The 13,527-nt window shown below is 60.7% G+C and carries 12 protein-coding genes; 6 read left to right on the top strand and 6 right to left on the bottom strand.

Annotation, left to right across the window (positions count from 1 at the left end; translation table 11 throughout):
• Positions 1-296: 296 nt before the first annotated feature.
• The 4 genes from ilvC to P0O24_RS06660 all read right to left on the bottom strand — a co-directional run bounded on the left by ilvC (position 297) and on the right by P0O24_RS06660 (position 5,233).
• Positions 297-1,292 carry a ketol-acid reductoisomerase gene (gene ilvC, locus P0O24_RS06675; protein ID WP_316968967.1) on the bottom strand — a complete coding sequence of 332 codons (996 nt, stop codon included), beginning with the start codon at positions 1,290-1,292 and terminating at the stop codon, positions 297-299.
• A 201-nt stretch (positions 1,293-1,493) separates the two neighbouring features.
• Entirely contained in the window at positions 1,494-1,991 is a 498-nt protein-coding gene (gene ilvN, locus P0O24_RS06670; RefSeq protein ID WP_316968966.1) for an acetolactate synthase small subunit, read from the bottom strand.
• Positions 1,988-3,730, bottom strand: coding sequence for an acetolactate synthase large subunit (locus P0O24_RS06665; protein WP_316968965.1), 1,743 nt, complete (start codon positions 3,728-3,730; stop codon positions 1,988-1,990). The genes ilvN and P0O24_RS06665 overlap by 4 nt, the downstream gene beginning before the upstream one ends.
• Positions 3,731-5,233 (bottom strand): (R)-citramalate synthase, encoded by a 1,503-nt coding sequence (locus tag P0O24_RS06660; RefSeq protein WP_316968964.1) that lies wholly within the window; start codon positions 5,231-5,233, stop codon positions 3,731-3,733. It abuts the gene before it with no gap.
• Between the two features lie 64 nt (positions 5,234-5,297).
• Between P0O24_RS06660 and P0O24_RS06655 the strand changes: the two genes are divergently transcribed.
• The 4 genes from P0O24_RS06655 (at position 5,298) to P0O24_RS06640 (ending at position 9,228) form a co-directional block, all read left to right on the top strand.
• Positions 5,298-5,492 carry a hypothetical protein gene (locus tag P0O24_RS06655; RefSeq protein ID WP_316968963.1) on the top strand — a complete coding sequence of 65 codons (195 nt, stop codon included), beginning with the start codon at positions 5,298-5,300 and terminating at the stop codon, positions 5,490-5,492.
• Entirely contained in the window at positions 5,464-6,783 is a 1,320-nt protein-coding gene (locus P0O24_RS06650) for an ATP-binding protein (protein ID WP_316968962.1), read from the top strand. The genes P0O24_RS06655 and P0O24_RS06650 overlap by 29 nt, the downstream gene beginning before the upstream one ends.
• On the top strand, positions 6,780-7,520 hold the full coding sequence (locus tag P0O24_RS06645) for an MBL fold metallo-hydrolase (RefSeq protein ID WP_316968961.1): 741 nt from the start codon (positions 6,780-6,782) through the stop codon (positions 7,518-7,520). The genes P0O24_RS06650 and P0O24_RS06645 overlap by 4 nt, the downstream gene beginning before the upstream one ends.
• 94 nt (positions 7,521-7,614) lie before the next feature.
• The gene (locus tag P0O24_RS06640) at positions 7,615-9,228 is read left to right on the top strand and encodes a hypothetical protein (RefSeq protein ID WP_316968960.1); all 1,614 of its coding nucleotides are present in this window, start codon (positions 7,615-7,617) and stop codon (positions 9,226-9,228) included.
• Here P0O24_RS06640 and P0O24_RS06635 read toward each other — a convergent pair.
• Both P0O24_RS06635 and P0O24_RS06630 read right to left on the bottom strand, forming a co-directional pair.
• Positions 9,141-9,518 (bottom strand): hypothetical protein, encoded by a 378-nt coding sequence (locus tag P0O24_RS06635; RefSeq protein WP_316968959.1) that lies wholly within the window; start codon positions 9,516-9,518, stop codon positions 9,141-9,143. The genes P0O24_RS06640 and P0O24_RS06635 overlap by 88 nt on opposite strands.
• A 111-nt stretch (positions 9,519-9,629) precedes the next feature.
• Positions 9,630-10,922, bottom strand: coding sequence for an APC family permease (locus P0O24_RS06630; RefSeq protein ID WP_316968958.1), 1,293 nt, complete (start codon positions 10,920-10,922; stop codon positions 9,630-9,632).
• A 114-nt stretch (positions 10,923-11,036) separates the two neighbouring features.
• Here P0O24_RS06630 and P0O24_RS06625 point away from each other — a divergent pair, with 114 nt between their 5' ends.
• Both P0O24_RS06625 and P0O24_RS06620 read left to right on the top strand, forming a co-directional pair.
• Positions 11,037-11,891: an ion transporter gene (locus P0O24_RS06625; protein WP_316968957.1), complete on the top strand. Its 855-nt coding sequence runs from the start codon at positions 11,037-11,039 to the stop codon at positions 11,889-11,891.
• A gap of 547 nt (positions 11,892-12,438) precedes the next feature.
• Positions 12,439-13,527 (top strand): KamA family radical SAM protein, encoded by a 1,089-nt coding sequence (locus P0O24_RS06620; protein WP_316968956.1) that lies wholly within the window; start codon positions 12,439-12,441, stop codon positions 13,525-13,527.

Below are 13,527 nucleotides of genomic sequence, written 5' to 3'. Positions count from 1 at the left end.
GATGCTTGGCAGCGAGTAAGGAATGATATCAAAGCGACCGTTCGATGGAAATTCAATAAAAGCGACGCTAGAGAAAAACTCAAAAGGCATTACCTTAAGTTGCAAAATTAATGTTAAGGAGCACTAGAAGTAATCAGGCGCGAGAAGGGCGAAGTAGTGGGGAAGACCTTCCTCAATGTCGCCAGAAATAAAACCGCTTGAGATAAAAACGCCCTCTCTGGCCCTCCGGACGGGCGGACGCCCCTTGGGGCCCCGCCCTCCCGATGGCTTAGCATCCCTCCTTTAAGAGATGATCTTCAATCTTTCTTAAGCCACGGCATCATCGACCGAAGCTCCCCGCCCACCTCTTCGATGAGGTGCTCGGACTCCATCCTCTCCAGGGCCCTCTTGACGGGAAGACCCGCCTGGCTCTCCAGGATCCACTCCCGGGCGAACTGGCCGGTCCGGATCTCCGTCAGGATCTCCCACATCGCCTCCCTCGACTGATCGTTGATGATCCTGTCGCCCCGGGTGAGGCCGCCGTACTCGGCGGTGTTGGAGACGTTCTCCCACATCCTCAAAAGGCCCCCCTCGTGGATCAGGTCGACGATCAGCTTCAGCTCGTGGCAGGTCTCGAAGTAGGCGACCTCCGGCTGGTATCCGGCCCTGACCAGCGTCTCGAAGGAGGCCTTGATCAGCTCCGTCACCCCGCCGCACAGGTTCACCTGCTCGCCGAAGAGGTCGGTCTCCGTCTCCTCCTCGAAGGTCGTCTCCAGAACCCCGGCGCGGGTCCCGCCGATCCCCCGGGCGTAGGCCATCGCCTTCTCGAAGGCGGCGCCGGTGAAGTCCTGCTGGATGGCGACGAGGCAGGGGGTCCCTATCCCCTCGAGATAGGTCCTCCGGACGAGATCCCCGGGCCCCTTAGGCGCCACCATGTAGACGTCGACGTTCTCGGGGGGTATGATCTGAGAGAAGTGGATGTTGAAGCCGTGGGAGAACCCCAGGGCGTTGCCCTCTTCGAGGTAAGGCTCGATATCTTTTCGGTATATTATGGGGTGGAGCTCGTCGGGGAGGAGGATGTGGATCAGGTCTGCCTCCTTCGCCGCCTCGGGGGTCGTAGCCACCCTCACTCCGTCCGCCTCCGCCCTCTTCCAGGCCTTGGAGCCGGGAACGTCTGCCGCCACCACGTCCAGCCCTGAGTCCCGGAGGTTCTGGGCCTGGGCGTGCCCCTGGCTTCCGTATCCGATGATGGCGATCGTCTTTCCCTTCAGAACGCCGAGGTCGGCGTCTTTGTCATGGTATATCTTGGCCATTTCCTTTAGTCCTCCCTATTTTGAGAAGTTCTGATCTATGAGTCCATCACGCATTTAATATAAACTTGATCTGGTGAGGCCCGACCCCCCCCCCGAGATCGCATCGCAGGCCCCTTCGACGGGGTATCCCGCCGGCTTGGAGGCGGGCCGTCGGGGAGGGAGGCTTGATGGAGATCGTCAGGTGTTTCGGGCAAAAATAGATCAGGGGACCATCGCCTTGGTGCCCCTGACCATGGAAACCTTCCCCGTCCTCGCCATCTCCTTGATCCCGAACTGGCGGAGGAGCCGGACCATCGCCTCCACCTTGTCGTTGCTTCCTGTCACCTCCACGATGAGAGACCGGGGGGATACGTCGATGATCTTAGCCCGAAAGACGCTGACGATCTGCATGATCTCGCTTCGGTCCTCCTTGCGGGCCGCCACCTTGATTATCGCAAGCTCCCGCTCCACTGACTCGGAAGAGAGGAGCTCGCTCACCCTGATGACGTTGACGAGCTTGTTCAGCTGCTTTGTCACCTGCTCTAATACGACCTCGTCACCGTCGACGGTGATCGTCATCCTGGCGTAGTCGGGGTTGTCCGTCGACCCCACGGTGAGGCTGTCGATGTTGAAACCCCGCCTGCTGAAGAGCCCGGCTATCCTCACCAGGACTCCAGGCCTGTTCTCGACGATGAGGGCTATAGTATGCAAAGATCTCACCCCTCCAGCTCCAGGATCTCGCTCGCGGAAGGTCCGGCGTACGATCTTGGGGTCTGGGCCGCCGGGTCAGCCGACTCCAGCTCCAGGATCTCGCTCAAGGAGGCCCCCGCCGGGACCATCGGCGATACCTTCTCGTCCGGGGATATTACCACATCGACGACGGTCATCACCTCAGACTCGATCGCCTCCAGAAGGACGCCCTCCAGCTCCGAGGGCTTGGTAGCCCGAAGGCCCAGGGCACCGTACGCCTCGGCGACCTTCACGAAGTCTGGGACCCGGTATAAAGTGGTATTCGAGAACCTCTTCTCGTAGAAGAGGTCCTGCCACTGCCGGACCATCCCCAGGACGCCGTTGTTCAAGATGATCACCTTGACGGCTACATCGTTGACGACGGCCGTCGCCAGCTCCTGGATGTTCATCTGGAAGGACCCATCCCCGGCTATGTCGAAGACCTCCTTCTCCGGACAGCCGAGCTTGGCTCCGATGGCGGCGGGAAAACCGTACCCCATCGTCCCGAGCCCCCCCGAGGATATGAAATGCCTAGGGTCCTTGTGGGTGAAGAACTGGGCTGCCCACATCTGGTTCTGCCCCACCTCCGTCACGATGACGGCGTCGGGGCAGAGCCTGCATATCGTCTCCAGGACGCACTGGGGCTTGATCGTCTCGCCCTCGGTCGAATAGCATAGGGGATAGTTCCCCTTCCAGTCGGCGACCTTCTCGTACCAGGTTCCCCAGGGCTTCTCGCCGACGGCCTTCGCCAGCTCCGCCAGGGCGGATTTCGCGTCTCCTACGACCGGTATATCCACCCGGACGTTCTTTCCGATCTCGGCGGGGTCGACGTCTACGTGGATTATCTTGGCCTGAGGCGCGAAGCTTGCCACCTTTCCCGTCACCCTGTCGTCGAATCTCGCCCCCACCGCCAGGATCAGGTCCGCCTCCTGGATGGCGTAGTTCGCGTACTTCGTCCCGTGCATCCCCAGCATCCCCAGGGATAGAGGATGGTCTTCGGGGAAGCAGCCGATCCCCATCAGAGTCGTCGTCACAGGGGCCTTGATCCTCTCCGCAAGCTGGAGGAGCTCCCGATGGCCGTCGGAGTACTTGACGCCGCCGCCGACGTAGATGACCGGCCGTTCCGCCTCCATCAGGGCCGCTGCCGCCCTCTTGATCTGGAGGCTGTGGACCTTGAGGTTGGGGTTGTAGCCGGGAAGGTGGATCTCGGGATAATCGAACTCCAGCTCGTCGACGGTGACGTCCCTGGGAAGATCGATGAGAACGGGGCCGGGCCTTCCGGTCCTCGCTATGTAGAACGCCTCTCTGAAGATCCGGGGGATATCCTTCGCATCCTTGACGAGGTAGCTGTGCTTGGTCACCGGGATCGTTATCCCTGTGATGTCCGCCTCCTGGAAGGCGTCCTTTCCTATGAGGCTGGTGGGAACCTGGCCGGTCATCGCCACCATCGGCACCGAGTCCATGTAGGCGGTGGCGATCCCCGTCACCAGGTTGGTGGCGCCGGGACCCGAGGTCGCTAGGCATACGCCTACGCGCCCCGTCGCCCTGGCGTATCCGTCTGCGGCATGAGCTGCCGCCTGTTCGTGCCTCACAAGGATGTGCCTGATATCCGATTCGTAAATGGCGTCGTATAGAGGCAACAGCACCCCGCCCGGAAGCCCGAAGATCGTCTCGACCCCTTCGAGCTTCAGGGACTCCAGGATGGCCTGGGCCCCGGTCATCTTACCCATCTATCCGTCCTCCTCAAGTTGCATCAGCCTGTTGATCCCTTCCAAAACCGCCTCCACAGAGGCCATGATTATGTCTGCACCCGCTCCCCGAGCCGTGATGGACCGGTCGCCCATCGCCATCGTCACCCATACCTCCACGAGGGCGCTCGTCCCTCCGGTGATGGCGTCGACGTGGTACTCCTCGAGCCTCACATCTCTCACCCCGGAGATCGCCCGGCGGATGGCGTTGATGGCGGCGTCGACGGGGCCGACCCCCGTCCCCGCCTCCAGCATCTCCGTCCCGTTGACGGTGATCCTGACGCTGGCCGTCGGAGTCGCCCGGTTTCCGCTGACCACCGTGAACTCGTCGAGCTTCACCTTCGGCACCTTCTGGATCGACAGGACGATCTCTGCGATCGTCTGAAGGTCGGCGTCGGTGACCCTTTTTCCCTTGTCTCCCAGGTCCTTGACCCGGGATAGGATCTCCGATAGCTCCCCCTTATCGCACTCGATCCCCAGCTCCCGGAGGGCAAGCTCCACGGAGCTCCTCCCCGCGTGCTTGCCCAGGACGATCCTCCTCTTCCTCCCGACGGTCTCGGGATGGATCGGCTCGTAGGTCGAGGTGTCGGCGATGAGGCCGTGGACGTGAATCCCAGCCTCGTGGGTGAAGGCGTTCTCCCCCACGATCGCCTTGTTGGGGGCTACCGGCACCCCCATCAGCCGGGAGACGAGCCTCGAAAGGGAGTAGAGCTCCAGACACTTTATCTCCGTCTTCAATCCGTAGAGGGACTCTAGGGTCATCACCACCTCTTCGAGGCTGGTGTTCCCCCCCCGCTCTCCGATCCCGTTGACGGTGACGTGGGCCATGGAGGCCCCGCCCCGGAGGGCTGCGACGGTGTTGGCGGTGGCCATCCCGAAGTCGTCGTGGCAGTGGACGCTGACGGGGGCGGGGAGGTCGGAGAGGCTCTTGAATACCTCAAAGGCCCTCTCGGCCACCAGAACCCCCACGGTGTCGCAGTAGCAGAGCCTATCCGCCCCGGCGTCGATCCCCTCCCTATAGAGGGATCTGAGGAACGGCTCGTCGGCTCGGCTTGCGTCCTCGCCCGAGAGCTCCACCACCAGGCCGTGGTCTTTTGCGTACTCTGTCACCTCCACCGCCGAGGCCATCACAGAATCCCGGTCCGACCTGAGCTTGCTTCTTATATGAAGGTCTGAGACCGGCACCACCAGGTGGATGGAGCCGACATCGCACTCCAGGGCCAGGTCCACGTCATCAGTCCTGGCCCGGACGTAGCTGCAAACCTCAGCCCTGAGACCCTCGTCCGCCACCGCCTTCATCGACCTCCTCTCGCCTTCGGAGGTGACTGCCGAGCCCGCCTCTATCACGTCGACCCCGAGAGCGTCCAGCCTCTGGGCGATCTCCACCTTCTCTTCAAGGCTCAAAGAGACGCCGGGGGTCTGTTCACCGTCGCGAAGCGTCGTGTCCAGGAAATGGACTTTACCAAATAAAGCGATCCCACGCATTCATCTTCCATCACCAAATAGATGCCATACGGATTATGGCAGATCTTCAACAATGGGGTTTTTAATGGTTGATAAAGCTGACGACGGAACCGGCGACTGCAACGGGATCAGAAGGGCCGATCCCTCTTGGGATGAAGGAAAGATTTATCACTCTCGGAGGGGCATTACTCGCCTTCAGCCTGAAGGCTGGAGAAGAGATGAGGCTTCAAAGATGAAGGTCAGGTGCGAAAATGGGGTCAAGGGCGAAGACTGGATCTGATGCTGAGCTATCGGACGTGCGGAAGTCAGGGGAGCTGGAGACGGCGGAGCTGCTTTTGACGGCGGAGATATACAACCGATCGGATAGCCTGACCGAGGACGACCTGCCGCCCAGGATCAGAAAACACTACTTCGACCCCGTGACGAAGAAGGTTCGGCGGCCGATCTACGTCACCGAGGGGGACGTCCAGGAGATTTACGGCCTGGGAAGCGTCCGGGAGGCGGCGAGATCCCTTCCTTTCGTCGACCGCGAGGGGCTCAGAGACCAGCTCCGGCTCACCGTCTTCGACGTGGGTGCTCGGTGGTTTGTAAAACGCGAGACCCTGGAGAGGATCAGGTCCAACCCCACCCTCGCCTACTTTTACGAGAACTACGACTCCCTGGACGTCAGCTACGCCGAGGCGAAGAAGAGAAACCAGCCCCTCCTCACCGACAGGGAGTGGGTCCAGGCCAAGATCCGGGAGCTGACCGCAAAAGTCGAAGAGGCCGACGACATCCTGAAGCTCGTCCGGATCAAGGCCCCCGAGGACGTCCGCGACAGGATGGAAGATCTGGTCCTGACCGGTGAGCAGGTCAAGGAGATAGATAAGGCTGCAAAAGCCCTGGAGCACCGGGACTACCTGAGGGACGTGGGGCTCTACGACATAGGCAAGCTCCTCTTCGTGGGGCCGCCGGGAACCGGGAAGACCTCCACCGCCATGGCCCTCTCCGGAAAGTTCGGCCTCCCCGTCGTCGAGGTCCGGCTCTCGATGGTGACGAGCCAGTACCTGGGCGAGACGAGCAAGAACATCGACAAGGTCTTCGATCTCGCAAAAAATCTCAGCCCATGCATACTGTTCATAGACGAGTTCGACTTCGTCGCCAAGACCAGGACCTCCGAAGAGCACGGCGCCATCAAGAGGGCTGTCAACACCCTCCTGAAGGCGATCGACGACATCAGCCTCGTGGAGGACGGCGTCCTGCTCATCGCCGCTACAAACCACCCCCAGCTCCTGGACTATGCCGCATGGAGGCGGTTTGACAAGATCGTCAACTTCCCGCTCCCGGACCAGGAGATGAGGCGGGAGATCTTCAAGAAGGTCCTGGCGAAGATCCAAGGGCAGGTCGACTCCCAGGTCCTGGCGGAGAGGACCGAGGGTTACTCCGGCTCCGACATCAGGCTGGTGGTGAGGGAGGCGGTCTTGAACGCCCTCCTGGAGGAGAGGAGGGTGATCGACCAGGAGGATATGGAGAAGGGAATCCAGGAGTTCGATCGGAGGATACGAGATCATCGAGGGAGCGCCGCGACATGAAAGTGACCCTCCTGGGGACCGGCGACGCCATAGGCACCCCGAAGATCGGATGCAGGTGTCCCGCCTGCGCCGACGCCCTCTGCGGCGGGAGGAGCAGAAGGCTGCGGTTCTCGATCCTTGTGGAGAATGCCGGAGGGAAGGTGCTCATCGATACCAGCCCCGACCTCCGGTGGCAGCTGATCAGGACCGGGATCAGCCGGGTCGACGGCGTCATCTGGACCCATGCCCATTACGACCATTACGCCGGCTTCGGCGACTTTCACAGGGTCCAGAACCGGGTTCCCGTCTACGGCCTCCAAGAGACGATGGACTACATCTTGAACTACCTATACTTCATGAGGCCGAAACGGAACGTCGTCGAGACGGGGGTGCCCTTCGACCTGGCTGGGATGGAGTTCACCCTCTTCGAGGTGAACCACCCCCCCATCTGCGAGGCGGCGGGGGTACTCGTCAGGGTGGGGTCCAAGAAGCTGGTGGTGACGGGAGACACCAACCTTTCGATCCCCGAGGCTAGCCTGGAGATGATGAGAGGAGCAGACCTTTTGGTCGCCGACGCCATCACCCCTCCCGGTTACAACCTCAACAAGCATATGGACTCGGAGGAGGCCGTCGGCCTCGGCCGCCGCCTTTCGGCGAAAGAGGTGGTATTGACCCACATAAGCCACCTATTCCCCCCCCACGACGTAGCCATCAAGAGGTGGCCCCTCGGGTTCGACATGATGACGATGGAGCTGTGAAAGATGGTTGAGCTCTGAACGAAAGTTGTTTATTTTTGCATCGGCGCAAAAGAGGGGCATGGGGAGTTTTCGTCCTTTGGGGGGGGGTCTGCCCTTGCTCGCGACCTTATCCTTCGCCACCATATTCATAGTTCCGGCTGCAGCAGCCGCTGGAGGTTTCGGCTGGGAAGATAATTTTACGGACCTCTTCGAGATCGCCCCCATCCCAGACTTCGGGTCCGGGACGGGCGGTCCAGGGGAGACGAAACCGGGTTTCCAACCGACGGTGGCGGAAACGCGCCCAAAGATGGGGCTGACGATGGGCGGCATCAATTTCAGCCTCCTAGATCCGAAGGATGGTGAAGACGACGGAGATCGGAGCCGCTGGGCGAACTTCTCCCTGGTCCTTCCGCCGGGATGGAGGGGGTCGGTGGAAGGGGGGAGGAACGAAGGGCGGCTCGTCCTGGAGGGCCCCTGCGCCCTCGCCTCCATCGGCTGGTTTGAGGACTTCGGCGTCGACCCCGACGGCGTCCTCAGGCAGGTGGTGAGGGGCTACAGGAGCGAGCCGTTGGGCTTCTCGGTCCTGACGGCGGAGCAGTCCCATCCCGTCGAGGTGGACGGCCAGAGGGGATCGACGCTGAACGTCTACTATCGGCGTGGTGGCCACGAGTCTTCAAAGAGGCTCGTCGCCTGGTCGTCTCCCGTCTCAGGGAGGTTCTTCTTCGCCTCCTTCTGGTCCTGTCCTGAGTCCTGGGATGAGAACCTCGAAAGGTTCGAGGGGGTCATCGAGAGCTTCAGGGACGAGGGGTCCGAACGGTACGCGGTGCTGCAGCCCCGGTCCCCCGTCCTCGACGGCTGGGGTACGGTCCTATCTCTTACGCTTCTGTCTTATCATTTTTCGAGCCGTCCTCCAACCCAAAACCCCGAGGTGGGGGTGAAGGTGGTCATCAAGAGCCGCCGAGAGGGAGGGCGGATCGACGATGTGGCCTGCGAGGAGATAGTCTCCCTCCGCCGTAGGGCGGAGGCTCCGGCCGGAGAGGTGGCGCTCCAAAAGCTCCTTTTGGACGGGGGATACGGGGCGATCCTCCTCCGGAGGGGGGGAGCCTTCTGGGTGGCGGTCCAGGGGCCGGAAGGAAATTGGCAGCCGATATCTCCGGCCGCGGACGGAGCTGTCAGGGGGGTAGGGTCCCTGGTGCGGCCCGAGGAGGGGGATTGGTACCGTGGGATGGTGGTGGACGGGGTCAACGTGGTGAGAGGGCTCGCCGGAGAAGACGGCTCCTTGGGCGGCGCCTCCATCGAGAAGGACTGCGACCCGCCGCGGATGGTGGACCTCCCCCCTGCCGAAGCGGTGGATCCGAGATGGATATTGGGGCTCAGAGACCTGTTGGACCGTTACACCTACGCCGGGGAGGAGGATGATCCGGACTCCACCCATCGGACTCAGGTATCCTGGGCGCTCCTCGAGGGGGAGGGGTACGACGCCCTTCTGATGGAGGGTTACGAGGGCCACCCCCTCCACCCGCGGATGTGGGTCGCGGTCCGGGATCCAGAGGGAGGGTACGTGGCCGTCGACCCGGCCGCGGGGGGCCATCGGGGCCTCGGAGAGGTGGTCTTTGCAGATGATCGGTTTTATGGGATCGGCTACGATACGTCCCTGCAGTTCTCCTGCCTCTGCCCGGATAGGGGCCTCTCCATCGATCCGGGATCGGTCAGGACGGAGGGACGATGACCCCATACCTTCGCCCCCTCGGCGCAGAGGAGCAGAACCGCCTCCTCTCCGCCCTCAACTCCGAGGGGGATAAGATTATGCTCAGGCTCCTTTTGGAGACGGGCCGGAGCCTGGAAGACCTCCGGGGAGCGAAGAGCTGCGACCTTGATCGAGATCGGGGGGTCCTCCGGTTGAGAGGAGAGTATGAAGAGGCCGAAGATGGATCCTCCGGGGTCGAGGAGATCCCCCTCTCGCCGGAGCTCCTCAGGGCGGTGGTGGGTTACATCGACGCCAACCCCGGCAAAACCCACATCTTCGAGGGGAGATGCGGCAAGCCCGTCGGCCCGAAGTGGGCGAGGTGCGTCCTCGTCCCCGCCGCCGCGAAGATCGGCGTCGAAGATCCCCGGGCCGGGGCTGATCTGTCAAACCTCGCCGGCCTTTTTGCGGAGCACCAGGGCGAAGACCCCGCCGACGAGGGCTATCGCCGACCCCAGGAGGACCGCCCCCTCGTCGAGGTGAAAGATGAGGAAGATGGATGTGACGATCCCCAGCATCGGGAGGATGGGGAGGGTGCCGATCCTCAACGGAACCCTGAAGGGGCGAGGACGATCAGGATCTTTGTACCTCAGATAGATGAGGCTCGCGTTGATGACGACGAAGGTAGAAAAGAGGATGAAGTCGTTGGCGCTGGCGACAAAGGCTATGTCGCCGGAGAAGACGAATCCCATCGAAAGGAGCATGACGACGATGATCGCCGTCCAGGGCGTCCTCCTCTTCGGGTGGACCCGCGCCAGGAAATCGGGCATGGCTGAGGACTCGGCCATCCCGTAGGCGATCCTGGACGCGGCGAGGAGCATCAGAAGGACTGTGTTGGCGGTGGCGAATAAGGCTATAGCCGAGATGACGACGAAGGCCTCCGGCCCCAGGGCCTCGGCCGCCACCTCGGCGAAGGGGGCGTCGGAGGCGGCGAGGGCCTCCCAGGGGACGACGGAGACGACGCTCACAGCCACCAGCATGTAGAGGACGATGGTGGTGGCCAGGGCAACAACCAGGGCGAGGGGTATGTTCCTCTCGGGGTCTCTGGTCTCCTCCGAGAGCTTCACCATCTCTTCAAAGCCCATGTAGGCGAAGAAGATGAGGGCCGCGGCCCCGAAGATCCCGTCGAAGCCGCCAGGCATCTCCAAGTAGTCGACGCTCCCCAAATGGGGGAGGCCTATGTAGATCACCATCAAAAGCCCCGCCGTTTCGACGAGGGTGAAGACGATGGCAAACCAGGCCGAGATCTTGATCCCCCAGAGGAGGACGAGGGAGAGGGCCAGGAGGAGGACGATCGCCGATCCGAGGATCGAAAGCCCCGTCAGGGCCTCGAAGTAGCCGCCGAAGGCGAGGGCGACCGTCGCCGCCCCTATGATCCCGCTGAATATGATCATCCACCCGACGACGAAGGCGAGCCTCTCGCCGAAGGCGCGGCGGGTGTACTCGTGCTCGGCGCTGGCCCGGGGAAAGATCGACGAGAGCTCGGCGTAGCTGAGGCCGGTGAAGACGGCGATGAGAGCTGCCAATCCAAAGGAGATCCAGACGGCGTTCCCGGCCATCCCCGCGGCCTTCCCGATCAGAGCGTAGATCCCGGCCCCCAGGATTATCCCGATGCCGGAGAGGGTCACCTCGAAGAGCCCTAGCTCTCGCTTCAGACTTGGTTTTCCATCTTCGGTCATATCAATCGAGACCCCGGCGAGATTCGCAAAGGCCGATCCTCCATATATGAACTTTGCTCAATTTTGATCCTATTTCGAAGGTTGTTTATCTTCGAAGGATGATAGTCCCCGGAGATGATGGAAAATGGATCCGTTCCCCCTGAGAAGTTCAGAGAGTTGGTCGAATTCTACCTCATCGATTACAGGACGTCCCTCGGTAAAGCCATCGACATCGCGATAATCTCCCTGAACCTTTTAGTCTGCGCCATCTTCGTCATCGACACCTACGACATATCTGAAGAGCTCAGAGCCTTTCTATGGTGGATGGAGGTCTTCGTCGTCGGCTTATTCGTCATCGAATATATAGCTCGCCTATATGCCGCGCCGGATAGGAGAAGACAGATCTCGGACGTCTACAGCATAATCGACCTTGTGGCGATACTGCCGACGCTCTTTCAAGCAGTTCTCCCCCTAGTCGGCCTCACCCTCAATATAGCCTTCGTTAAGACTATCAGGGTATTCAAGGTATTCAGGATATTCAGGTTTCTCCGGTTCCTCGCCGACCCCCACTTCTTCTTCGGCAGCATATCTCTAGAGCTTCTCAAAGTGGCAAGGCTCGTGACGACGATTTTGATCATATTCTTCATCGGATCTGGCCTCTTCTACTACGTAGAAAGCCCTGCAAACGACGGGGTCAGAAACTTTGGAGATGCCTTTTACTTCACTGTGGTGGCCCTCACCACTGTCGGCTTCGGCGACATCACTCCAGTGACCGAGGGCGGAAAATTGGTGACGATCCTGATGATCCTCTCGGGGATCGTCCTCATACCTTGGGAGGCGAGCAAGATCGTCAAGGAGTGGGTCCTGATCACCAGGAAGACGAGCGTTCTCTGCCCTCAGTGCGGCCTCTTGGAGCACGATATTGACGCGACTTACTGCAAGCGATGCGGCCATCGGCTCTATCACGAGGAGGTTGTAGATGAGGTTTGAGAAGTATGGGGGGCGTCGGTGGCAGGTCGATCTCGTCTGCTTCTGTCTCAGAGCGGTTATTTCGCGGATGTTCTCACCACCGGGGTAGAGGATCGAGGTTGGGGGCCGGGGGGCGGATAATCCGGTTTGAGGGACTATCCGGGATTTAGTCCGAATATAACGGATCATAGGCGCATCAAATCCTATTTCATAGGAGTATAGGGATTGAAAACCGAATTTCCGAGATTATTTTTCCATTATACCAATAAACAGAATAATACGGATTTTGATAAGATAACTGATGATGATAAGGCGTTTTTGGGGGATTAAACTCTTGGATCAACAGGTTTATTTACCTGATATGGATAATGGCGGCTTGGTAAACACATGACCGCGAATAACTTCGCAAACCACCTTGAGGGTTATATTTCAAGGGTTTTATCTGGATTGGAACTATCTAAACCAGATTTAAGGAGCCATAGTCACGTTAAAGGATCTTTCGGAGCATTTAAGATGATGGAGTCTGCCATCATGAGAATTACACCTCTCTATCAGAGAGGTGAGGGCATTGTTTGATTCAGCGTGCGCCTCCAGCGGCGAAACCGATTTTATAGCCGAATCCTCCGACGATAAGCCTCCACAAACGGCCGAAACCGTCCACGAGCTTCTGGCCCGCCTCGGCGCCGACATGGCAGAGATCGAGCGGGTAAAGAGGGTCTACCCCATGAAGATCAGCAGCCACTTCCTCTCCCTCATCCAGGAGAAGGGCGACCCCATCTGGAGACAGGCGGTGCCGTCCGCCGAGGAGCTCTCGGACTTACGCAACGTCGCCGACCCGCTATCAGAGGGGAGGGATACGAAGGTGCCCGGGCTAATCCACCGGTACCCCGACCGGGTCCTCCTGATGGTCAGCTCCAAGTGCGCCATGTACTGCAGGTTCTGTACCCGGAAACGATCCGTAGGCAGGGTCGAGCAGACCCCGATGCAGCAGATCTTCGCCGGGATAGAGTACATCAGAAGCCATCCCGAAGTCAGAGACGTCCTCCTCAGCGGCGGCGATCCGCTCCTCCGGTCCAACCGGGAGCTGGATATAATCCTCCGGGAGCTACGGTCGATACCCTCCGTCGAGATCATCAGGATAGGGACTCGGGTACCCTCGGTGATGCCCGAAAGGGTCACTCCGCGGCTCGTCAAGGTCCTCAAGAAGTACCATCCCCTCTACATGAACATCCACTTCGAGCACCCGAGGGAGATAAACCCCGAGAGCGAGCGGGCGCTGAAGCTCCTCGCCGACGCCGGCATCCCCCTGGGGAGCCAGACGGTCCTCCTCCGGGGCGTCAACGACGACCCCGAGGTGATGAAGGAGCTGATGCGAAAGCTCGTCAAAAATCGGGTGAGGCCCTACTACATCTACCTCTGCGACCTCGTCAAGGGCGTCGAGCACTTCAGAACCCCCCTCCAGGCGGGCTTCGACGTCATCGGTCACCTCCAGGGCCACACCTCGGGGCTCTGTGTCCCCCACCTGATCATAGACTCGCCGGGGGGGGGGAAGATCCCGATCCTCCCGCCGGACTACCTCCTTGCCTCGGATGAAGAGAAGGCGGTCATATCCAACTACAAGGGCGAGGTATACGAGTACCCCAACCCGAGGCTCTGA

The organism is Candidatus Methanocrinis alkalitolerans (assembly GCF_029167205.1).
Lineage (GTDB): Archaea > Halobacteriota > Methanosarcinia > Methanotrichales > Methanotrichaceae > Methanocrinis > Methanocrinis alkalitolerans.
Note: the sequence above shows the minus strand (reverse complement) of the source record. Positions and strands in the feature narration are given on the sequence as shown.

Excerpts from the sequence above, each read along its gene's own strand:
- ilvC (WP_316968967.1), bottom strand. The coding sequence starts at position 1,292 with ATGGCCAAGATATACCATGACAAAGACGCCGACCTCGGCGTTCTGAAG.
- P0O24_RS06665 (WP_316968965.1), bottom strand. The coding sequence starts at position 3,730 with ATGGGTAAGATGACCGGGGCCCAGGCCATCCTGGAGTCCCTGAAGCTC.
- P0O24_RS06660 (WP_316968964.1), bottom strand. The coding sequence starts at position 5,233 with ATGCGTGGGATCGCTTTATTTGGTAAAGTCCATTTCCTGGACACGACG.
- P0O24_RS06655 (WP_316968963.1), top strand. The coding sequence starts at position 5,298 with ATGGTTGATAAAGCTGACGACGGAACCGGCGACTGCAACGGGATCAGA.
- P0O24_RS06650 (WP_316968962.1), top strand. The coding sequence starts at position 5,464 with ATGGGGTCAAGGGCGAAGACTGGATCTGATGCTGAGCTATCGGACGTG.
- P0O24_RS06645 (WP_316968961.1), top strand. The coding sequence starts at position 6,780 with ATGAAAGTGACCCTCCTGGGGACCGGCGACGCCATAGGCACCCCGAAG.
- P0O24_RS06630 (WP_316968958.1), bottom strand. The coding sequence starts at position 10,922 with ATGACCGAAGATGGAAAACCAAGTCTGAAGCGAGAGCTAGGGCTCTTC.
- P0O24_RS06625 (WP_316968957.1), top strand. The coding sequence starts at position 11,037 with ATGATGGAAAATGGATCCGTTCCCCCTGAGAAGTTCAGAGAGTTGGTC.